This is a genomic window from Bacillus sp. HSf4 (assembly GCF_029537375.1).
Taxonomy (GTDB): Bacteria; Bacillota; Bacilli; order Bacillales; family Bacillaceae; genus Bacillus; species Bacillus sonorensis_A.
On record NZ_CP120679.1, the window covers coordinates 3,733,296 to 3,753,992 of the forward strand.

The following is a 20,697-nucleotide window of genomic DNA, read 5'->3' on the forward strand; positions in this document are numbered from 1 at the left end:
CAAAAGGGGTACAAGCCCCTTTTGGTCAAATCATTCGTTTCCTTCATGACGTTTTTTCAATACGTCTAACACTTCATCAAGCGGGAGTGACTGTTCCCTTAAAAGGACAAGCAGATGATAGAGGAGATCCGCCGCTTCCCATTTCAATTCTTCATGATTCCGGTTTTTTGCAGCGATTATAACTTCCGCAGCTTCTTCGCCGACTTTTTTCAAAATCTTATCTACGCCTTCCCGAAACAAATATGTCGTGTAAGCTCCTTCAGGCATTTCAGCCTGACGCTCGGCAATCACTGATTCAAGTTCGTTTATGATCGCGAAACGGTCTCCTCCGGCTGTCTTGTGTCCGTCCAATGAAGTAAAACAGCTGTACGTTCCTTTATGGCAGGCCGGACCTGCCGGTTCAACAAGCACGACAAGCGCATCCTGATCACAGTCCAGGCGGATATCCTTGACACGCTGGATATTGCCCGATGTGGCTCCTTTGTGCCACAGCTCTCCGCGTGAGCGGCTGTAAAACCATGTTTCCTTTGTATCCAGTGTTTTTTGGAACGATTCTTTGTTCATATAAGCCAGGGTCAGCACTTCTTTGCTTGCTGCATCCTGGACGATCGCCGGGATTAAACCAGCTTCATTAAAATTCAATTCTTCTGCCGTTATCATCTGATATTCACCCCGCGCTCTTTTAAATAAGCTTTCACTTCTTTGACAGATGTTTCTTTATAATGAAAAATTGAAGCGGCCAGAGCGGCGTCTGCTTGGCCCTCTTCAAATACCGCGTGCATATGCGCGGCGCTTCCCGCGCCTCCCGATGCAATGACCGGGACCGGAACCGCTTCTGATACAAGCTTTGTCAGCCTGTGGTCAAAGCCGGTTTTCTCCCCGTCTGAATCCATGCTTGTCAACAGGATTTCACCGGCGCCCCGCCGAACGGCTTCCTTCGCCCATGATGCAGCTTCAAGATCGGTTTTTTTTCGGCCGCCATGGGTGTATACAAAATATTGGCCCGCGTCTTGATCATATTTCGCATCAATGGCGACGACAATGCATTGCGAGCCGAAGAATGCCGCACCTTCTGCGATCAGTTCAGGGCGGAGAACAGCCGCTGTGTTGACGGACACTTTGTCCGCTCCCGCCCGCAAAATTGTTTTCATATCCTCAAGATGATTGATGCCCCCGCCGACAGTAAACGGAATGGCGAGCTTTGCCGCCACTCTTTCCACAACGTCAACCATCGTTTTTCTCCCTTCATGAGAAGCGGAAATATCGAGAAAGACGAGTTCATCAGCGCCTTCTTTGTCATATATCTTAGCAAGTTCGACCGGATCACCGGCATCTTTCAGTTCAAGAAACTGAATGCCCTTGACAACCCGGCCGTCCTTCACATCCAGACATGGAATAATTCGCTTTGTGATCACTTGCTTCCCACCCTTTCAAGCGCTGCAGACACGGTGAATTTGTTTGTATAAAGAGCTTTTCCGACAATGGCGCCGCTGACGCCGTCTGCGCTGCGGATCGCCAATGCTTCAAGGTCGGCGAGGGAGCTGACGCCTCCGGAGGCAATCACCTGCTTGCCGGTTGCTTTTGCAAGCTGAACCGTGCTGTCGATATTCGGCCCGGACAGCATACCGTCCGTTGCAATATCGGTAAAGATAAAAACCTCCGCACCTTCTCCTGCAAGCTCACGGCCAAGCTCTTCCGCTTTCACGGCCGATGTTTCAAGCCAGCCTTCCGTCGAGACAAACCCGTCTCTTGCATCAAGTCCGATGGCGATGTGATGCCGATATGTATTCAGCATCCTTTTGACAAAATCCGGGTTTGAAACGGCTGAGCTTCCTAAAATAACCCTTTCTACGCCTTGTGACAAATATTCATAGACATCTTTTTCAGTTCTGATGCCGCCGCCGACCTGTACATTGACATTCAGCTCATTGACGATCCTTACCACATGGCTGTCATTTACTTTTTTCCCTTCCCTGGCGCCGTCCAAATCAACAAGATGAATCCAATCGGCGCCTTCGCCGGCAAAAAGGGACGCCATTTCCAGCGGGGAATCGCCGTATATCGTTTCTTTTGCATAGTCTCCCTGTACAAGCCTTACACATTTGCCATTTCTCATATCGATGGCAGGATATAATGTAAATCCGCTCATTTTTTCACCTTCTGTTCTTCTGTCAGCTGTTGGAACCGTGTTAAAATCGACATTCCGACCGTGCTGCTTTTTTCCGGATGAAATTGGGCGCCGTACACATTGCCTAAACCTACGACGGCGGGAATGCGAACACCGTAATCCGCACTGGCCAGCAATGCTTCTTCATCCATACCGCTGATATAGTAGGAATGGACAAAATACGCGTACCCTTCCTCAGTTTCCTGCAAAAGCGGTGATTCGCGATGAACCGTCAGGCGGTTCCAGCCCATGTGCGGGACTTTCAGGCGGTTTCCGGCTTGATCGCTCCCCTTCAGCTTGATGGCTTTCCCTTTTAACAGTCCGAGACCTTCTGTTGTTCCCTGCTCCTCGCTTTCGGCGAACAAAAGCTGCATCCCTAGGCAGATGCCGAGAAGAAGCTTTCCTTCACTGACAGCGTCCCGAATAAAGGGGATCAGGTCTGTTTTATGCAAAATCTCCATCGCATCCCGGAAAGCGCCGACACCGGGAAGGATGTAGCTGTCAGCTTTCTGAAGCTCGCCTGGCGACTCCGATACAAAATAAGGGGCATCAATCCGCTCAAGCGCTTTAGAAACGCTGTACAAATTGCCCATTCCATAGTCAATGACACCGATCATTTACAGCATTCCTTTCGTTGATGGAATTCCTTTGACACGTGGATCAATCATTGTCGCTTCATCAAGCGCGCGTCCCAGCGCTTTAAAAATCGCTTCGATGATGTGGTGTGTATTTGTGCCGTAATGAACGATCACATGAAGGTTCATCCTTGCTTCGAGAGCCAGCTTCCATAAAAATTCGTGGACAAGCTCCGTATCAAATGTTCCTACCTTCTGGCTCGGAAACTCGGCCCTGAATTCAAGATGCGGCCTGTTGCTTAAATCGACAGCGACTTGGGCGAGCGCTTCATCCATCGGCACTAAACTTGAACCGTAGCGCTTGATGCCTTTTTTATCGCCGAGCGCTTCCAAAAGCGCCTGCCCCAGGCATATGCCGATGTCTTCTGTTGTATGGTGATCATCGATTTCCACATCGCCTTTTGCATCAACAGAAAAATCAAATTGTCCGTGTTTTGTAAATAAATCAAGCATATGCGTCATAAAGGGGACATCTGTTTGAATGTCTGCTTTTCCTTCTCCATCGATGTTAAAGGACAATTTAATGTCTGTCTCATTCGTTTTTCTTGCCCGTTCGGCTTTTCTCATCGGTCTTCCTCCCGGTTTCTGAATTCGATTGCTCTGGCATGGGCTTCAAGCCCTTCCAATCTGGCGAAGGCTGCGATTTTTTCAGCGTTTTCCGCAAACGCTTCCTTGCTGTATGAAATGATGCTGGATCGCTTTTGAAAGTCTGTGACATTGAGCGGGCTTGAAAATTTGGCCGTTCCGTTTGTCGGCAGCACATGGTTCGGGCCCGCAAAATAATCACCGACAGGTTCGGAACTGTAGCGCCCCAGGAAAATGGCGCCTGCGTGTCTGATCTTCCCTAGCAGCGCCTCAGGGTGAGCCGTTAAAATCTCCAAGTGTTCAGGAGCAAGCTCGTTCACCGCAGAGACCGCATCATCAAGCGTATCTGCAACATAAATGCGGCCGTAGTCCTCAATCGACTGACGGGCAATCTCTTTTCGCGGCAGACGCTCAAGCTGCTGCTCGATCTCTTGTTGAACCGCTTCGGCAAGCAGACGGGAGTCGGTGACAAGAATGCTTGAAGCCATTGTGTCATGTTCAGCCTGTGACAGAAGATCAGCGGCCACCTCCCGCGGGTCTGCCGTCTGATCGGCAAGCACCGCGATTTCGCTTGGCCCTGCAATCATGTCAATATCAACCTGGCCGAATACTTCCCGCTTTGCCAAAGCGACATAAATATTCCCCGGCCCCGTAATCTTATCAACGGGCAGAATCGTTTCCGTTCCGTATGCCAATGCCGCGATCGCCTGTGCACCACCGATTTTGCACATTTCTGCTATGCCGAGCTCGGCCGCCGCAACCAAAACACCGGGAGACAATTTGCCGTCTTTTCCTGGCGGGGAGACGAGGACGATCCGCTTGACGCCCGCGACAAGTGCAGGGATCACATTCATCATGACAGATGATGGATAAGCGGCGGTCCCGCCTGGTACATAAACACCGGCTGAATCCAGCGGCGTGATCTTTTGGCCGAGCATCGTCCCGTCCTTCCGGTGATAAAACCACGAAGATGACAGCTGGCGTTCATGGTACTCTTTGATATTGAAGATCGCCGCTTTTAAGGTGGTGAGATCACTTTGTTTCAGCTTGCCGTATGCTTCTTCAATCTCCTGTGCAGAAACGCGGAAATCGGCAATATCGACTCCGTCGAACTGCCGGGTATAAGCAGAAAGAGCCGCGTCTCCATTTTTCTTCACTTCTTCAATGATCGCACAGACCGCTTTTCTCTGTTCTTCCGTCCCGGAGCTGATGGAACGTTTTAATGAAACAGCCGCGTTTCCGCTGATGGATATAATCTTCATTTTGTCTTTTCCCCTTCCACAATGAGAGACAGCCGTGAAGCCATTTCATCGATCACTTCATCCTTCATTCGGTAGCTGACAGGGTTTACGATCAACCGGGACGTGATCTCACAAATCTTTTCTGTTTCTACAAGACCATTTTCCCGCAAAGTCTGCCCCGTCGACACAATGTCAACGATCCTGTCGGCAAGGCCGATGAGCGGAGCGAGCTCAATCGAGCCGTTGAGCTTGATGATTTCCACCTGCTCTCCCTGTTCCCTGAAATAGCTTGATGCGACGTTTGGATATTTCGTCGCGACCCGCGGTGCAACTCCGCCGGCCGCCGCCAGAGGCAGGCCGGCCACAGCAAGGTGGCATTTGCTGATTTTCAAATCAAGCACCTCATACACATCACGCTCTTCTTCAAGCATGACATCTTTGCCGGCGATTCCGACATCAGCCACTCCATGCTCAACATATGTCGCCACATCCATCGGCTTGGCGAGAATAAAGCGAAGGTTTTCTTCAGGGACATCAAGAATCAGCTTTCTTGAATCATCGAATTCTTCCGGAAGCTGATAGCCGGCTTGCCGCAGCAATCCGGCGGCTTCTTCAAAAATCCGTCCTTTCGGCATCGCAATCGTCAATTCCTTATCCATGCTGTTCTTCCTTTCTGGCCCCGATAAAATAGGTTACATTTTGAAAAGATTTGGTCATCCGGTCGATATTTTCGATTCCCGCTAAATCCTGCACAACGACTTTTTTGCCTTTCAGCCGCTCTTCTTCGGCAAATTTGATCGCTTCCGCCCGCTGTTCTGTGCTGAAAATCACGACATCCATGTCTTCCTGCTCCTCGTCTGGGTTCAAAGCTTCCAGAAGCCTGTCGATCCTGATTCCAAAGCCGGTGGCCGCGGCCGGAGAGCCGAAATGACCGAGAAGCTGATCATAGCGGCCGCCGTTTCCGATTGGAAAGCCGACGTTTTCGGCATAAACTTCAAATAAAATGCCCGTGTAATAGCTCATATGGCTGACCATGCTGAAATCGAGTTTGATATCATTCGTACATCCGTAGTCACCGAGCGTTTCCCAAAGCGTCTCAAGTTCTGTGATCGCATTTTTTCCTTTTTCGGAATCGACGAGCTGCTCTGCTTTGCCGCACGTTTCAATACCGCCCCTAAGCTTCAGCAGCTCAAGCAGTCTGCTTTTATCGATGGATGATAAATTCAGCGACTTCACATGCTCACGATAACCGACATAGTTCTTTTCATATAAATACCTTCTCAGCACTTGCGCCCTTTCTTCATTGCCCAATACCTCCATAAACAAAGCATCGGCAATGCCGACATGACCGATCGAGATTTTAAAAGAGGACAGCCCCGCCTTTTTCAGCGAGAAAATCACGAGTGCGATCACTTCGGCATCAGCGCTTGTCGATCCATCGCCGATCAGTTCGACCCCTACCTGTTCGAATTCAGCGGGGCGGCCGCCTTCGCGTTCCTGAGCCCGGAAAACGTTCGCCGCATATCCGACTCGGAGCGGATGGTTTTCTTTATGGAGCTTGGACGCCGCCACCCTTGCAATCGGTGTGGTCATGTCAGGCCTTAAAACAAGGGTTTTCCCCTCCTGATCCAGGAGCTTAAAAAGCTGCTGGTCTAATATCGCCGATTGAACACCGACGGTATCATAAAACTCCAGCGTAGGCGTCTCTACAAACTGATATCCCCACAAAACCATAACCTCTGTCAAAGATGAACGCACCTTTTTCTTTGTTTCATAAAGTTCAGGCAAAGTGTCTCTCATGCCGTACGGTTTTTCGAACATAAACATATACACTTGCACCCCCATATACGCTAGAAGGAATATTCCGAATCCTTTAGTTCGCTAATATGATAATATGCTAACAGATAAAAGAATCAAAAGCAACAGATGATATTCAAATGGGCCATGGGGCTGGGCAATTCTTTCTTTTATTTCATGAACAGCTTGATGATATAATAAAAAAGGACTACTTATTTACGGTTAATCAGCATTGTATGAACAGGAGATCGATATGAAAATTTTAAAAACGTTTTTTCTTATTTTATTCCTTACAGCAGTCATGACCGCCGTTCTGATCCTGTTTTCTAGAGATGCGCTGAGCCCGCTGGCTGAGGGCATCAAAAATTTCCAAACAACTGTAGGCATTAAAACGAAGGAAACGAGCCGGGCTCCCCTGGACGTTCCCCTGATCAAACAAATGGATTCGCCAAAGCTTTACAACGGCTGTGAAGTTGCCAGCCTGGCGATGATTTTAAACTACAGCGGATATGATGTGACAAAGAATGAATTGGCTGAAAAAATCAAAAGGGTGCCGCTGCAATATGAAAACGGCTTGAAAGGAAATCCAAATGACGGCTTTGTCGGCGATATGGAAAACGGCCCCGGTCTCAGCGTCTACCATGGGCCGATTTATGATTTAGCCTCATCTTATGCAGGAGACAAAGTCATCGACCTGACAGGAAACAGCCCTGAAGATATTTACGAACAGCTGAATAAAGGGAGACCGGTTTGGGTGATTACAACCGTTCATTTCAACAAGGTGAATGATATGGAGACTTGGGAGACGCCAAGCGGCAAAGTCGATGTGACTTACAGTGTACACAGTGTGGCGGTTACAGGCTATGATGAAAACTATGTTTATCTGAACGATCCATATGGCTATAAAAACCGGAAAACAGATAAAAGCAATTTTGAAAAGTCATGGAAGCAAATGGGCAGCCAGGCGATTGTGATTGCTTCCTAACGGAAAAAACAAGCCTGCCGAGTCACCGGCAAGCTTGTTTTTAGGTTGTGTTATTCTGTTCCTTTTTGAACAGCCTGCCAGAAGGACTCGGATTCATAACCTAATGAATATACCGAGCCCCCGGCTAGATGATCATCGTTTGTGAGGCGGCTTTTCATTTCTACCGTGTTTTCATTTTCATACCAAACGACATGCTGATGACGCTTCTGATCGACATAAGAAAACGTCATGGATGCTGTTCCGCTGTCATACTTCGGTTTGGCCCCCGTCTCATTTTTGAGCGTCCGAATTTCATTCCATTGTTTCAATGTGTTGTTGCCTTGATCTGTTAAATCCCAATCATATCCGTACGATGGAATCCCCATGATCACTTTATCCGAGCTGATTTCTTCGACTGCAAATTCGAGTGAGCTTTTGATCCAGCCCATGCTGCAGACAGATCCCGGCTCGCTCCAGCTGCCGTGTTCATCATATGTCATCACTTGTACAAAGTCGGCGGCGGCTCCGATTTTCCCGTAATCATAAGGCCAGCTCCAATCATCCTCCGGGTCATCGGCGCTTTTGGCCGGCACGGAAACCATCGTTTGGATTCCTTCCCTTTTTAAAATATCAGAGATGTATTGGATAAATTTCGTGTATCCGGATCGCTCTTCCGGAAAAACAGCTTCAAAATCGATGTTGATGCCATCATAGCCATGCCCTTTAGCCAGGCTCACAAGCCGATCCGTAAAGCGTTTTCTGTTTGTTTCGTTTGTCATAACCGCGGAAGCTAAATCCCCGTCAAAATCTTGAATCGCTTCGTTGTAATTGGAGATCACAGCCCATGTCTTGATTTGGTGCTTTTCTGCAAAGGAGAGCTGGTTTTCAGGCGCTTCTCCTATGAGATTTCCCTTGGCATCAAAAGCGAATGTATCGGTGGCGATCGAATTGATATAGTCATGATATGCGGCCAGCGATTGATATGAAGCGCTGTCGCCAGTCGTATAGCCGACAATCATCCTCTCCGCAGCATCCGCTTTCACATACGTCAGAAACACCAAAACAGTTGAAAAAGCGAGACATACCCACAATTTCTTTTTCATTATCAAGTTTCCCCTTTTCTTTTTCCTCATTTTAACATGAAACAGGAGCCGGATTTTTAGGAGGAAGATGTCTTTTTTCAGACATTACAAGCTTGAAAACCCCTGCCGTCATTCAGCAGGGGTTTTCAAACGTTTTTCCATTTCTTCTTTTGTATAGATAAGCCGCATTGGATTGCCGCCGACAAACGCTCCGGGCGGAACATCTTTGTGGACGAGCGTACCGGCGGAGATGACTGCGCCGTCGCCGATTTCAACACCGGGAAGGATCGTCGCATTCGCTCCGATCATCACTTCATCGCCGATTTTAACCTCGCCGAGCCGATACTCTTTGATTAAATATTCATGGGCTAAAATGGTCGTATTGTAGCCGATCACGGTGTTTCGTCCGACGGAAATTTTTTCGGGAAACATCACATCAAGCATGACCATCAGGGCAAATGAGCTTTTTTCACCGATCTCCATTCGCAAAAAGGTCCGGTACAGCCAATTTTTGACCCCTAAAAAAGGCGTATAGCGCGCCGCTTGTATGACGATGAAATTTTTGACCACTTTGAAAAACGGAACCGTCTGATAGACGTGCCATAACGAATTGGCGCCTGACACCGGATAGCGTTTCGTTTTTCTCAAGTTGTTTCCACTCCAAGGATTTGAAGGAGGTCGCTCATTTTGCTGAGCATATAATCGGGGTGGTGCTTGGCAAGGCTTTCCTCTCCTTTTACCGTCCACGCGACACCCGCGGTTTTTGTTCCCGCATGTTTCCCCGCTAATATATCGTGGTAATTATCACCGATCATGATCGCTTCCGCGGGACGGCTGTCAAGCTTTGAAAGCGCGAGCAGCACCGGCTCCGGGTCCGGTTTTGGCCGCTCTACGTCATCAAGGGTCACTACCGTCTCAAAAAAAGCATCCAGACCGGTAAGCTTTAGCCCCATGTTGACGGTATCCCGCAGCTTGGTTGTAACAATTCCGAGCTTGTATCCTTCAGCTCTCAGACGCTCAAGCGTCTCGTATACCGTCTCATACTCTGTGACAAGCTCATCATGCATTTGATGATTGAATTCGCGGTACATCCTGATCATCTCATCTGTTTGATCCGGATGTATGCTGCTGAAGGTTTCATACAATGACGGGCCGATGAAACTTAGCACATCCTCCCGCTGATACCGGCCGGGTGCATAATGATCAAGCGTATGCAAAAACGACGCGATTATCAGCTCATTTGTATTGATAAGCGTTCCATCCAAATCAAATAAAACCGTATTAATTTTCATAGAAAGCCTCCTTTCTCCGAATGGAATATCCCAGTTTTTTCCACAAACGCGATACGGCGATTGTCAGCAGCACCGCTGTCACAAGCCTGATCATTAGCAACGGCAAGACAGGTATGCCGAGCGGAATAAATACCAATGTGTCTTCGACAACAGCATGGCAGGCGACAAGAAAAATAAAGGCAAGCGTGACATCGCGTTTGCTGACGCCGTCTTCCTCAACGGCTTTGATCATGACACCGGCACCATACGCCAGTCCGATCGTCAGCCCGGCGACCATTGTCATCGATGTGTTTTCTTTCATCCCGAGCATTCTCGTCACCGGTGCAAACCACTTTGAAAAAGTGTTTAGCCAGCCGAGATCCCGCATATATTGAATGATGATCATCAACGGTATCACAATGGCGGCAAGCTGAAGGATCCCCAGCCCCGCTTTTGTGACGCCCTCAAGCGCGATGTCAAGCCAGCCGGACGGAGCTGTGCTCTGCGCTGAAACGAGGCCGTATTCAGCCGCGTCCTGCCCGCCGTGCCAAACAAGATTGATGATAACAGCGGCGAAGGCAGCGAGACCGATGCGGACGAGTAAAATGACCCATATTTTGATGCCGACCCTTGAAGCGACTGTCGATTCGATGATCAGGTTGTGGCAAAACGACAGCATGATCGCCAATATAAAGACCTCTTTAACCGTTAAATCAAGCGTCAAAATCCCGGCGATCCCCGCATACAGGTTGAGCATGTTGCCCAGCACAAGCGGTATCGCCGCTTTTCCCGAAAGACCGAAAATTCCCATAGCCGGAGTGATCATCTTGATCAGCCAGTCCATGACCGGTGTATGCTGAAGCAGGCTGACAATCAGTGTCACCGGAAAGATCACCTTGCCGAGTGTCCACGTCGTTTTCAGACCGGCTTCCAGTCCGGCTTTCAACGTTCCCTTCATTGCTGTCTCCCCTTTAATGACAATCTACATCTCCTGGTATCGTTTAATCTCTCCGCCTTTCAAGCGTCTGAATAGAATCAGCGCGGCCGCGATGATAATCAGCACGATTGAAATAACCTGCGCCATGCGCAGCGCTTCCGTCAGCATCAGGCTGTCCGTCCGAAGGCCTTCAATATAGTAGCGGCCGATAGAATACCAAATGACATAGATTAAAAACAGTTCGCCCCTCTTTAAATTCGCTTTTCTTAAAAGAAGCAGAATCACAACACCCGTGAAGCTCCATAATGACTCATACAAAAACGTCGGCTGATAATATTGCCCGTTAATATACATTTGGTTGAGGATAAAATCAGGCAGGTGGAGATTTTCTAAGAACGCTCTTGAAACGGAGCCTCCGTGCGCTTCCTGATTCATAAAGTTTCCCCAGCGGCCGATGGCCTGGCCCAAAAGAATGCTGGGAGCCGCGATATCGGCAAGCTTCCAAAATGACAGGCCTTTTACCTTTGCAAAGATAAGTCCGGTCAGGACGGCTCCGATAAGACCGCCATGGATCGCAAGACCGCCGTTCCAAATCTGAATGATCTGGTCGGGGTGTTCGCTGTAGTAGCCCCATTCAAAAATGACATAGTACGCCCTTGCGCACAAAATCGCAATCGGGATCGCAAAAAGCACCAGATCGACAAACGTGTCTTTATGCAGCCCCCTCCGTTCGCCTTCTCTGACCGCAAGCCACAATCCCAGCAAAGCGCCGAGACCGATGATGATACCGTACCAATGTACGGCGATCGGCCCAAGATGGAAGGCAATCGGATTCAAAGGTTCAATCGTTTCATTCATATTGTCATCTCCTATTCTTCAAGCTCACCATCTTCAATGACATCCGCCAGTTTATGAGTGAATTGCTCCGCCGCGTTCAGACCCATACGCTTCAGCCTGAAGTTCATGGCGGCCACTTCGATAATGACGGCAAGGTTTCTTCCCGGACGGACCGGAATGGTCAGCTTTGGAATGTCAGTATCAATGATTTTCATTGTTTCCTCTTCAAGGCCTAAACGGTCGTATTGTTTTCCCTGCTCCCAAAGCTCAAGGCTCATCACAAGTGTAATCCGTTTAAAACTTCTGACGGCACCGGCGCCGAACAACGTCATGACATTGATGATGCCGAGACCTCTGATTTCAAGAAGGTGCTCGATTAATTCAGGGGCGCTTCCGATCAATGTATCCTGATCTTCCTGCCTGATCTCAACACAGTCGTCTGCGACAAGACGGTGGCCCCTTTTGACAAGCTCCAGCGCCGTTTCACTTTTTCCGACGCCGCTTTTTCCAATGATCAGCACCCCGACACCGTAGACATCGACAAGCACGCCATGGATCGCAGTCGTCGGAGCAAGCTGGCTTTCAAGATAATTCGTCAGGCGGCTGGTCAGACGCGTCGTCTTGAGCGGGGAACGCAGAACAGGCACACCGTTTTCTTCCGACGCTTCAATCAATTCAGGCGGGATCGGCAAATCGCGCGACAGAATGATCGCCGGTGTAATTTCCGTGCATAAAGAAAGCATCCGCTGTTTTTTGTCTTCCTCGGGAAGCTTCTCGAAAAAGGTGATTTCCGTTTTTCCAAGAAGCTGGACCCTCTCTTTTGGATAATATGTAAAATAACCCGCCATTTCAAGGCCCGGTCTTGATAAATCACTCATCGTGATCGGACGGTTGATCCCTTCTTCTCCGCTGATGAGCTCAAGTTTAAATTTATCCATTACATCTTTTGTTCGAACTTTCGGCATGATGATTGCACCCTCCTTTTCTAAAGGTGAAGAACTTGACATACAGCTTTATTCTATCACTTTCAAAATAAACCTAAAACAATTTTTGCAGAAGGCGCTGCCGCCGCCTTTAGAAACATCGTTTTCCGGGCTTTCTTTCAGGCCGGAAAATCAGTAGTATGAAAAGAGGAATGTTTAAAGGAAGTGAAGAGACCGTGGAATACAACATTCACGATACAACCGTGCTGAATGAGGACATCCTCTCCCCGGAGGAAAAAGAAACATGGGTCCTTTATATGAAAGTGCTGACAGCCGCGGGACTCGGAGACGTATCCGAATGGATGAAGCTCGATATCAGTATGCCGCAAATGAAAGTGTTGATGCTGCTCAACAATCATGGAAACTTGAAAGTCTCTGAAATTGCCGAAAAAATGGGCGCCTCCCTGTCAAATATGACCGGGCTGCTCAGCCGTCTTGAACAGGCAAACTTTATTAAAAGAACGCATTCCGCGCAAGATCGGCGTGCGATCGTCGTCGAATTAACAGAGGAAGCGAAAGATATTTTCCGAAGCTTATATCAAAAAGGGCACGAAAAGCTAAAAAAAGCGCTCCAAATGATGAATGAGCAGGAGAAAAACAAAGTGAACGAAGGCCTTACCATTCTTGAAAAAGCGCTTAAAGCCAATCAGGAAGATTAGGGACAAGCTGCACCCGGCGCGGTGCAGCTTTTTTTGTTGAAAAATCACCTTTGACAAAACCATTTTTTTCTAAGATGATAAAATTAGTTCATTTTAAGTGAATTATTCACTTAAAATTAATTAACAAGGGGGGAAAACACCGTGTCCAAAGCTTTGACGAAACATGATACAAACCAAAAACGGGCCATTTTTCTGTTTACGATCGGGGTGTTTATGGCTGCTTTAGACAACGGCATCATTTCCGCAGCTCTTACGACAATCAATCATTCTTTTGATGTATCACCATCATGGGGAGCCTGGGGGATCACGCTTTATACTCTCGGCTTAGCTGTCAGCGTGCCGATTGTGGGGAAATTATCCGACCGCTACGGACGAAAAAAGCTATTTATCATTGAGGTGCTGCTGTTCGGCACAGGCTCTCTTGTCGTTGCCTTAAGCCTGAATTTCCCGATGTTTTTGCTTGCCCGGCTGATTCAATCGCTCGGCGGAGGGGGAATCTTTATCATCGGAAGCTCCCACATCCTTGATACATTGCCAAAGGAAAAACAAGGAACGGCACTCGGGCTGTTAGGGGCGATGAATGGAATCGCAGCGGTCCTCGGGCCAAATATCGGCAGCTTTATTTTGGACCTTACCGGAAGCTGGCATTGGCTGTTTTTGATCAACCTGCCGATTGCTGCGGGACTGATCGCGCTAAGCTTTCCGTTTATGATCGAAACAAAGGCGGCAAAAGCAAAACCGCTCGATACCGCCGGAACAGTGATATTATCCCTGGCGATTTTATCTGTGATGTACGGCATCACAAACCTCGATGGCCAAGATATACTCGCCGGCCTCGCCGATCCGCGCGTCTACCTTTTTTTGATCATCGGCGCCACCCTGTTTACCGGGTTGTTTTTCTATGAAAAACGCGTGGAATCAAAAGGCGGTGATCCGATACTCGCCTATACCTTGCTGAAAAATAAAGTGTTCCAGTGGACGCTTTTGATCGGTTTTTTATCAGGAGGTCTTTTAGCGGCCGTGATTTTTATTCCCGCCTATGCGGAACAATATTTGCATGTCGCACCCGAAAAAGCGGGATACTGGATGACGCCGCTTGCGCTCGCTTCAGGAGCGGGAGCCGGACTTGGCGGAATCATGGCTGACCGAAAAGGGCCGGTCAAGGCGACATTGCTGTCAGGAACGATTTCTTTCATCGGATTTTTATTGTTGTCCGTCTGGGTGACTGAGAAATGGGAGTTTATCTTCGCCAGTGTGATCGCAGGCGCCGGTTTTGGTTTTCTGTTAGGGGCGCCATTAAATATGCTCGTGTCAGAGGCGGCAAAACAAAATTACGGTACCGCCCTCGGGACGTTGTCGCTCGTCAGACAGATGGGGCTGACTTTGGCTCCGGCTCTTTACGCCGGGTTTATTACAGCCGGTTATGAAAATATCGATAGCCGCGTCACAAGCAAATTAGAGGATGCCGGCATTCCCTCACACGGATTTTCAAACGGTGCAGCAGGTGAACTTCAGTTCAAAGATGCCCTTTCACAAATTCCTGATCCGAAAGTGAAAGGGATTATTGCTGAAGCGATCCATGACAGCATCGGCAACGGCTTCGGAAACCTTTATTTAACAGCCGCGCTCATATCGGCGGCCGTGCTTGCCGCCATCACGGTATTGTCGATTCACAGAAGAAAGACATCATCTCCGACCAGTCAAACCCAACACTTCTCAAACTAAAAAACACTTGTCTCCCCCTCAGGAAAACAAGTGTTTTGACTGGCTGTGCACCAACATCAATATCAGCAAAAAGGATGCAACAGAACTTTTTATGGTGTTGAGCAAAGACGGGAGCTCCTCCTGCCGCAAAATACGCACCGAAGGACCTGGAGGCCGTCCGCCGCCGAACTCAGCGCTTCCGGTCATTTTTCGGTGCAGGGATAAGGCTTCATCACCGTTGTTAGTGAAAAATGCTTTCATATCATCTGCCGCCGTCGTCAATTTCCATATGTTAGAACGGCTTTTCCCGCCGTATTGATCCCTGGCTTCGGCATACCAATAGTAATCCGTATTCGGCTTCAAATCCTCCCATGTCACAGAAGCTGTTTTCCCGCTTTTCACCTTTTTGGCTTTGCCAATCTGCTGATTTGAAAAAACATTCATTTCAAAATAATCGGTTTTCACTTTTTTCTTCCGCGGTTTGAGATCTGTTTTTATACTGAATTCATCCTTTGGTCCGAATTGATGCGGATCATAAAAGTTATAGTCGTCAAGATATGGCGAATAGGTTTTGACATGAATCGCATCATGCTTCGGATCGACATGAAAGATCCTTAAATAGCCCTGGCCGCCTTCAGGTCCGCCCTGATAATCGGCAAGCATTTGAAAAACCTTTCGATCCGGCTTTCCATCTCCATCGTCATCCAGCTTGTCGACTTTTAATGTTGAACTGTGGTAATGTCCGCATAAAACAGCGATGACATTTTGATTCGGTTTGACGATTTGTTCAAATATTCGCTCGCCGATCGGACTTCTGCCTCCTGAAACAAGCAGATATTCGTGGAATGCCAAAATCGCTTTACGGTCGGGATAGCGCTTCAGCACATCATTCATCCACTGCAATTCTTTCGCTCCGATTCCCCAGCCCATCGACAGCATAATATAGTCATTACCGCCTGAGGAAATCAGGTCATAATGGCCTTTGTTATTGGCATATGAGCCTCCGTAGAAAGGTTTGTTTTGAAACCGTTTTGCGCCAAAATACTTCCCGTATGTTTGAAAAGAGTTGTCTTTATGGCCGACATCATGGTTTCCCGCCAATACCCCGTACGGCACCTTGTGATCATCGAGCACTTTCATAAAGCGGTCGGCGCGCTCCCATTGAATCGGCTGATCCGCTTCATCAACAAGGTCTCCCGTGTGAAAAACATACTTAATGTTCAGCTTGTCCTTCTGTTCGGCGATCCATTTTACTTGTTTTTCAAAAATTTGCGGATAGCTTTCCGAGTAGTATTGGGTATCGGACATCCAAATCAGTGTATAGTCGTCTTCCGACAGCTGTATTTGATCCTGGATGATGACAGCAGCGCGGGAATCGCGGACATAGTCGGCAGCCTTTACACTTCCTTTCAGCGTAAACAGCCTGTTATTTTTGGCGATATGGAAAGCGAGCGTATCCCATTGCTTTTTTTTGTAGTTCCAGGCGAACATCGACACTTTTCTGCCGGGAAGAGAGCTTCCGCGCCACACGACTTCAACATTGTCGCGTTTTCGGACATTTTCATCGACCTTCACATCGAAGCGGTGATACGGAAAACGAGTGTTTGAGACTGTTTCAAAGCCTTTTCCGTCAGGCGAGGACATGTTAGCGCGCTCATCTTTTGTAAGCACCTTTCCGCCGTTTGCCGCCAACCCTTGCGGCGGCTCTGTATCGCTTTGATTCGCCGACACTTTGACATGCTTTTCGTCTGCGGCTGTATATTGATACCCTCGATAAAAAGAGACGCGCATTTTATCCTTTGTCGGGTCTTTCACCCGGACGGCCAATTTTGCATGTGTGCTCCCTGCGGCGTTTTTTGCTTGCTCAGGCTTGTCCGGCTGTTCTTTTTTGATGTGAAAATTCCTTTTTAAAACTGACGTATTTCCGGCACTGTCGGCTGCTTTAATTGTCAAAACGTGCTTGCCGCTGTCCAGATCTGCAGATGAAGCGGTGTAAGGCAAAGCGATTTTTTTTCCGTCTAGAAAAGCTTTGACTTTGCGGACTCCGCTCCATCTATCAGTAACGGCTGCATCAAGTGTAAATGCGCCTTTATACGTTTTGCCGTCTTTCACAGAAGCTTTGATTTCAGGGCCTGTGTGATCAACCGTCACCTGGTGTATAACCCGTTCTTCCCCGTTCTCCGCTTCAATTGTGTGGCTCCCTTCTTTCCACACCTTTGTGTTCCACTGGACGGCAAGCGATGTAAAGCACCTTTCCGGCAGAGTGAATCGGAATTCATACCATTCTTTCGCATCCGGGTTGTCTCCGACGGGAAGCTCTTTTTTTTCGTCATCATAGCGCTCATCATGGATGACAGTTCCGTCGGCCAAAATGAGCCGCGGGTTTTTCAATACAAAATCATCCCGGTTTTCCGCGGAAGTTTGTTCAAACGGGGTTGATTTTGTCCCGGAACGCACCTTTACGGCAAAGGGCTTTCCTTTCGTAAATTCTTCAGGCGAAACCGGAACGGTAATGGTCGCATATCGGCGGCGCGAGTCGTCAAATATTTTTTGCACCCGTTTGCCGATGGTGACCGCATTTTTGAAATATAGGTTCGTTTTATTGACGTCAAAAGCAAAATACGCTTTCTTTTCCAGCGCCCTATATCCCGCTTTTTGCTCCTTTCCGTCAATCCGGATTTTCGTTTCTGACGGCGGTCTTTCAGATGTCGCTTTCAGCAGCGTATGTCCTGAAACGGTTCCGCCGTTATGCACATTCAGGCGAAGTCCCTTCAAAAAGCTCTGTTCAAGTGCGATTGTCTTTTTCTCAGTCGCCGCTGTGTTTGATCCGTCGCTAGCTTTGATATAATACTCCACTTTTTCTTTGCCGATGAGCTCTGCAAAATAAAGATTATGGCGGTAAAGCCCGTCATTTCTGCTTTTTTCAACACTGACTTTGCTAAATGGCTCATCTGCACTCATCCGGTAAAAAAATTGCACATTTTTGACTTGCTGATTGTCGCTGATATCGGCTAACAGCTGAATCGTCTCCCCGGGCTTTGCCGCATGATGATCCGTCATATCCTGAATATGCGGCTGTTCTTTGTCAGGCATAACAGCGACTGTTTCCGACGGTGTTTGCTCCTGTAAAAGCGTACCTGGAGAAGGCTTTTCTTCACCGCTGGACATTTTCATCATCTGTTTTGTTCCATCGAGCGGATATCGATAAAGGATCGCTTTGTTTTTGACGGCGGCTGTCTCGTTTCGTTCACGATGATAACGGGCGACAGCGATGTCTTCACCGCTTTTGGTGCTGATGACCAATTCCCTGACAGCGTTGTTAGCCATTCCGCCTCCTTTCAGCACCGAAAGCGTTTTTCCTTCCTGCAGATCGACACCGTAGTGCCTGTTAAAATCAGCGGCCGTCAAGCGGCTGTTCGTTTCGTTTTTAATCCAGAATACATGCGTCTGTCCCGACGGCACCGTGATATCGGCTTGTGCAAACGGCCAGAGCAGTTCTGATTCCTTTCCTTTTTCGGGATTGCGGTATTTGATATTGTAGCTGTTCATATGAACCGGCTTATTCGTATTATTATAAACCTCGATAAATTCGTAACCGTCTTTTCCTCCGGCATTTGTTGAATCAACAACCATTTCCGTGATGAAAAGCTCAGGCAGCTTTTGGACATCGACCTTCATTCCTTCAATGTCGATCGTATACAAATCGGTCTTGGCGGACAAATCGCCAGACTGCGCTTCAATGTAATAAACAATCCTGTCGGAAGATATGTTCTCGCTTCCCAATTTCGCAATATAGCTGTTCATTTTACCGGGCTCTATTTCCATCGGAATTACCCGAAACGGCAATTCGTCATGCTGTTTGTAATGAAGAATCACCGTATCGGCAGACGTTTTGGCGCGAAAATACAAGTCGTCCCCTTTGCGGACTTGTTCTGTTGGCACATGTTTGATGACAGGGGAGCTTTTTTCTTCATCCAGTTTTCCGGCAGCATGACCGATTGGAAACGGCAGCAATAAAAAACATGCTGCGGCAAGCAACAAAAGGGTTTGGCGGGTTCTGTTCATTTTCATCGTCTACCTCCCTTTCGTATTTTGCCTTGTTTGGCCCATTTTATGAAATATGTTGAAAGACAAAAAAAGAAGCCTGATGGAATCAGACTCCTTTTTATTTTCTCGTCATCGGCTCGATGATCGCTTTTTGGATGAGCAGATGGAAAACCGACAGGACAATCGATGCAAAAATAGCTGTCCCAAAGCCGTCAAGATCAAAACTGTCACCCATAATGGCTGCCGTCATATAGAGCGTGAGTGCATTGATTACAAATAAGAACAAGCCAAGCGTCACAACGGTGACAGGCAATGTCAGGATGATCAGCACCGGCTTCACAAACATATTCAAAATCGACAAAATCAGACTTGCCGTAATGGCTGCACCGATGCTTCTGACATGAACCGAATCAAAATAACCAGCAATAACGATTAATAACAAGGCGTTGACAAGAACGTTTATGATCCATCTCATCACGATTTGACGTCTCCTTCATTCGGAACGAGAAACACCCAGACGATATAAATCAGCACCACGGGAATTCCCGTCGAAAATATAAATAATAAAACGGTGATAATGCGCAATAAAGACGCATCTATATTTAAATATTCTGCCAGCCCTCCCACGACCCCTGCAATTTTTCTGTCTGTTTCGGATCGAAATAGCCTTTTCATCGTATCACTCCTGTGTATGGTTTAAATGGATCGATCCTGTCTTTGTTTCCAAAAACACTGTCATGCTGTGATCATGGTTCTGATTCGCTTTGACATGCATTTCTTTTTGGATGGTCTCATTTTTTTCTTTGAGAATTTCCGCATCTCTAAGATCGTTTGACAGGGAGCCCAAATTGCTTTTCAGCTCAGCGGTTACCGCACAATCGCGCGGGACGTTCAACTCGATAGAGCCCGTCGTCGTTTTCACATATGCCGAACGGCAATGCGGATTTTTGACAGTTGCAGCAATATTGCCGTTAAAGCTCTGCAAATCCAGAGACTCGCATGACCCTTTTATATCAATCAAGCCATTGATCGTTTCCGCTTCAATCTCTCCGCAGTCATGATCAGCAAGTTTGATCTGTCCATTCGCCGTTTCAAGCGCTGCCTTTTCGGCGGTCAGAGCGGAAAAAGACAGCACACCGTTTGTCGTTTTGGCTGAGAGCTCTTTTACGCTTAAATGTTCCCCCCTGACAGGGCCATTAAACAGCTTAAAGCGGATTTTGCCGTATTCCTTGTTTGGAATATAAACGGTGAGATTGGTCTTCATCGTTTTTTTCTCGGTACGGATCATAAATTTATCGCCTTCCGTACCGCAATCTATATGCTGAAGAAAAGCCTGCCTTGCTTCCTCTTGGTTATCGACGCGGTACACCTTCGCCTGGCACTCGACGCGAATGTCGCCATCGTCCCATGGCATGAGGTTGACGCTGCCGTTTGCCAACTGAATATCAAGAGTGGAAAAATCGGTATCTTTGAATTGAAAAATATGTTGGACATCATATGATTGCCCAAAGTTCAAGTCCAAGTCAACCTCTTTTACCTTTTTCACAGCGGTATCGATCCACTCAAACAGTTTTGATCCGATCGATGGCTTCGGCTCCCGCTTTTTTTCGCTGTAAAAGTGGTCTGAATCAAGGACATCCTCAGATAAGGCCGTCACCTTGCTTTCAGTCTGCCTGTAGTCATCTTCTAGTTTTTCAATCAAAATCAGCGCCTCTTTCGCCGACAGTTTTCCCGTTTCAACAAGCTTTAAAATCCGTTCTTTTTCATTTTTCATCAAAAGCTCCCCCG

General features: G+C 47.8%; 21 protein-coding genes. 3 read left to right on the forward strand and 18 right to left on the reverse strand.

The features are described from left to right. Window positions 1-30 precede the first annotated feature (30 nt). The 8 genes from hisIE to P3X63_RS19430 are packed head-to-tail and all read right to left on the reverse strand — an operon-like array spanning window position 31 to window position 6,455. Window positions 31-660 carry a bifunctional phosphoribosyl-AMP cyclohydrolase/phosphoribosyl-ATP diphosphatase HisIE gene (gene hisIE / locus P3X63_RS19395; protein WP_026588885.1) on the reverse strand — a complete coding sequence of 210 codons (630 nt, stop codon included), beginning with the start codon at window positions 658-660 and terminating at the stop codon, window positions 31-33. Then, window positions 657-1,415: an imidazole glycerol phosphate synthase subunit HisF gene (gene hisF / locus P3X63_RS19400; RefSeq protein ID WP_277691703.1), complete on the reverse strand. Its 759-nt coding sequence runs from the start codon at window positions 1,413-1,415 to the stop codon at window positions 657-659. The genes hisIE and hisF overlap by 4 nt, the downstream gene beginning before the upstream one ends. Further along, entirely contained in the window at window positions 1,412-2,149 is a 738-nt protein-coding gene (gene hisA / locus P3X63_RS19405) for a 1-(5-phosphoribosyl)-5-[(5-phosphoribosylamino)methylideneamino]imidazole-4-carboxamide isomerase (RefSeq protein ID WP_277691704.1), read from the reverse strand. The genes hisF and hisA overlap by 4 nt, the downstream gene beginning before the upstream one ends. Next, complete coding sequence (gene hisH, locus P3X63_RS19410; protein ID WP_277691705.1) at window positions 2,146-2,784, reverse strand: imidazole glycerol phosphate synthase subunit HisH; 639 nt, start codon at window positions 2,782-2,784, stop codon at window positions 2,146-2,148. The genes hisA and hisH overlap by 4 nt, the downstream gene beginning before the upstream one ends. After that, window positions 2,785-3,369 (reverse strand): imidazoleglycerol-phosphate dehydratase HisB, encoded by a 585-nt coding sequence (hisB, locus tag P3X63_RS19415; protein ID WP_026588889.1) that lies wholly within the window; start codon window positions 3,367-3,369, stop codon window positions 2,785-2,787. It lies immediately after the preceding gene. Next, window positions 3,366-4,649 (reverse strand): histidinol dehydrogenase, encoded by a 1,284-nt coding sequence (gene hisD / locus P3X63_RS19420; RefSeq protein ID WP_026588890.1) that lies wholly within the window; start codon window positions 4,647-4,649, stop codon window positions 3,366-3,368. Before hisD ends, hisB begins: the two co-directional genes overlap by 4 nt. Next, window positions 4,646-5,287 carry an ATP phosphoribosyltransferase gene (hisG, locus tag P3X63_RS19425; protein WP_026588891.1) on the reverse strand — a complete coding sequence of 214 codons (642 nt, stop codon included), beginning with the start codon at window positions 5,285-5,287 and terminating at the stop codon, window positions 4,646-4,648. Before hisG ends, hisD begins: the two co-directional genes overlap by 4 nt. Beyond that, complete coding sequence (locus P3X63_RS19430) at window positions 5,280-6,455, reverse strand: ATP phosphoribosyltransferase regulatory subunit (protein ID WP_026588892.1); 1,176 nt, start codon at window positions 6,453-6,455, stop codon at window positions 5,280-5,282. The genes hisG and P3X63_RS19430 overlap by 8 nt, the downstream gene beginning before the upstream one ends. Before the next feature lie 223 nt (window positions 6,456-6,678). Between P3X63_RS19430 and P3X63_RS19435 the strand changes: the two genes are divergently transcribed. Beyond that, entirely contained in the window at window positions 6,679-7,410 is a 732-nt protein-coding gene (locus tag P3X63_RS19435) for a C39 family peptidase (RefSeq protein ID WP_077736096.1), read from the forward strand. Window positions 7,411-7,460: 50 nt separating this feature from the next. Here P3X63_RS19435 and P3X63_RS19440 read toward each other — a convergent pair whose 3' ends face one another. The 6 genes from P3X63_RS19440 to hprK form a co-directional block, all read right to left on the reverse strand. Beyond that, window positions 7,461-8,492 (reverse strand): glycosyl hydrolase family 18 protein, encoded by a 1,032-nt coding sequence (locus P3X63_RS19440; protein ID WP_277691706.1) that lies wholly within the window; start codon window positions 8,490-8,492, stop codon window positions 7,461-7,463. Window positions 8,493-8,600: 108 nt separating this feature from the next. Next, window positions 8,601-9,119, reverse strand: a complete 519-nt coding sequence (locus tag P3X63_RS19445; RefSeq protein WP_026588895.1) for an acyltransferase — start codon at window positions 9,117-9,119, stop codon at window positions 8,601-8,603. Then, window positions 9,116-9,763, reverse strand: coding sequence for a pyrophosphatase PpaX (gene ppaX, locus P3X63_RS19450; RefSeq protein WP_077736094.1), 648 nt, complete (start codon window positions 9,761-9,763; stop codon window positions 9,116-9,118). The genes P3X63_RS19445 and ppaX overlap by 4 nt, the downstream gene beginning before the upstream one ends. Then, window positions 9,753-10,700: a nucleoside recognition domain-containing protein gene (locus tag P3X63_RS19455; RefSeq protein ID WP_277691707.1), complete on the reverse strand. Its 948-nt coding sequence runs from the start codon at window positions 10,698-10,700 to the stop codon at window positions 9,753-9,755. Before P3X63_RS19455 ends, ppaX begins: the two co-directional genes overlap by 11 nt. Before the next feature lie 24 nt (window positions 10,701-10,724). Continuing rightward, window positions 10,725-11,537, reverse strand: coding sequence for a prolipoprotein diacylglyceryl transferase (lgt, locus tag P3X63_RS19460; RefSeq protein WP_277691708.1), 813 nt, complete (start codon window positions 11,535-11,537; stop codon window positions 10,725-10,727). 11 nt (window positions 11,538-11,548) lie between these two features. Next, a complete protein-coding gene (gene hprK, locus P3X63_RS19465) occupies window positions 11,549-12,481 on the reverse strand; it encodes an HPr(Ser) kinase/phosphatase (protein WP_026588899.1) in 933 nt (310 codons plus the stop codon). A gap of 194 nt (window positions 12,482-12,675) precedes the next feature. Here hprK and P3X63_RS19470 point away from each other — a divergent pair, with 194 nt between their 5' ends. Together P3X63_RS19470 and P3X63_RS19475 are read left to right on the forward strand one after the other, a co-directional pair. Continuing rightward, complete coding sequence (locus P3X63_RS19470; RefSeq protein ID WP_026588900.1) at window positions 12,676-13,158, forward strand: MarR family transcriptional regulator; 483 nt, start codon at window positions 12,676-12,678, stop codon at window positions 13,156-13,158. A 141-nt stretch (window positions 13,159-13,299) separates the two neighbouring features. Next, window positions 13,300-14,883 carry an MFS transporter gene (locus P3X63_RS19475; protein WP_277691709.1) on the forward strand — a complete coding sequence of 528 codons (1,584 nt, stop codon included), beginning with the start codon at window positions 13,300-13,302 and terminating at the stop codon, window positions 14,881-14,883. 18 nt (window positions 14,884-14,901) lie between these two features. Here the strand turns inward: P3X63_RS19475 and P3X63_RS19480 are convergent, their stop codons facing one another. The 4 genes from P3X63_RS19480 to P3X63_RS19495 all read right to left on the reverse strand — a co-directional run bounded on the left by P3X63_RS19480 (window position 14,902) and on the right by P3X63_RS19495 (window position 20,683). Next, on the reverse strand, window positions 14,902-18,933 hold the full coding sequence (locus tag P3X63_RS19480; RefSeq protein WP_277691710.1) for a metallophosphoesterase: 4,032 nt from the start codon (window positions 18,931-18,933) through the stop codon (window positions 14,902-14,904). Between the two features lie 94 nt (window positions 18,934-19,027). After that, the gene (locus P3X63_RS19485; RefSeq protein WP_372708934.1) at window positions 19,028-19,384 is read right to left on the reverse strand and encodes a phage holin family protein; all 357 of its coding nucleotides are present in this window, start codon (window positions 19,382-19,384) and stop codon (window positions 19,028-19,030) included. Continuing rightward, complete coding sequence (locus P3X63_RS19490) at window positions 19,384-19,584, reverse strand: PspC domain-containing protein (RefSeq protein WP_026588904.1); 201 nt, start codon at window positions 19,582-19,584, stop codon at window positions 19,384-19,386. The genes P3X63_RS19485 and P3X63_RS19490 overlap by 1 nt, the downstream gene beginning before the upstream one ends. Window positions 19,585-19,588: 4 nt before the next feature. Further along, on the reverse strand, window positions 19,589-20,683 hold the full coding sequence (locus tag P3X63_RS19495) for a DUF4097 family beta strand repeat-containing protein (protein ID WP_277691711.1): 1,095 nt from the start codon (window positions 20,681-20,683) through the stop codon (window positions 19,589-19,591). Window positions 20,684-20,697 lie beyond the last annotated feature (14 nt).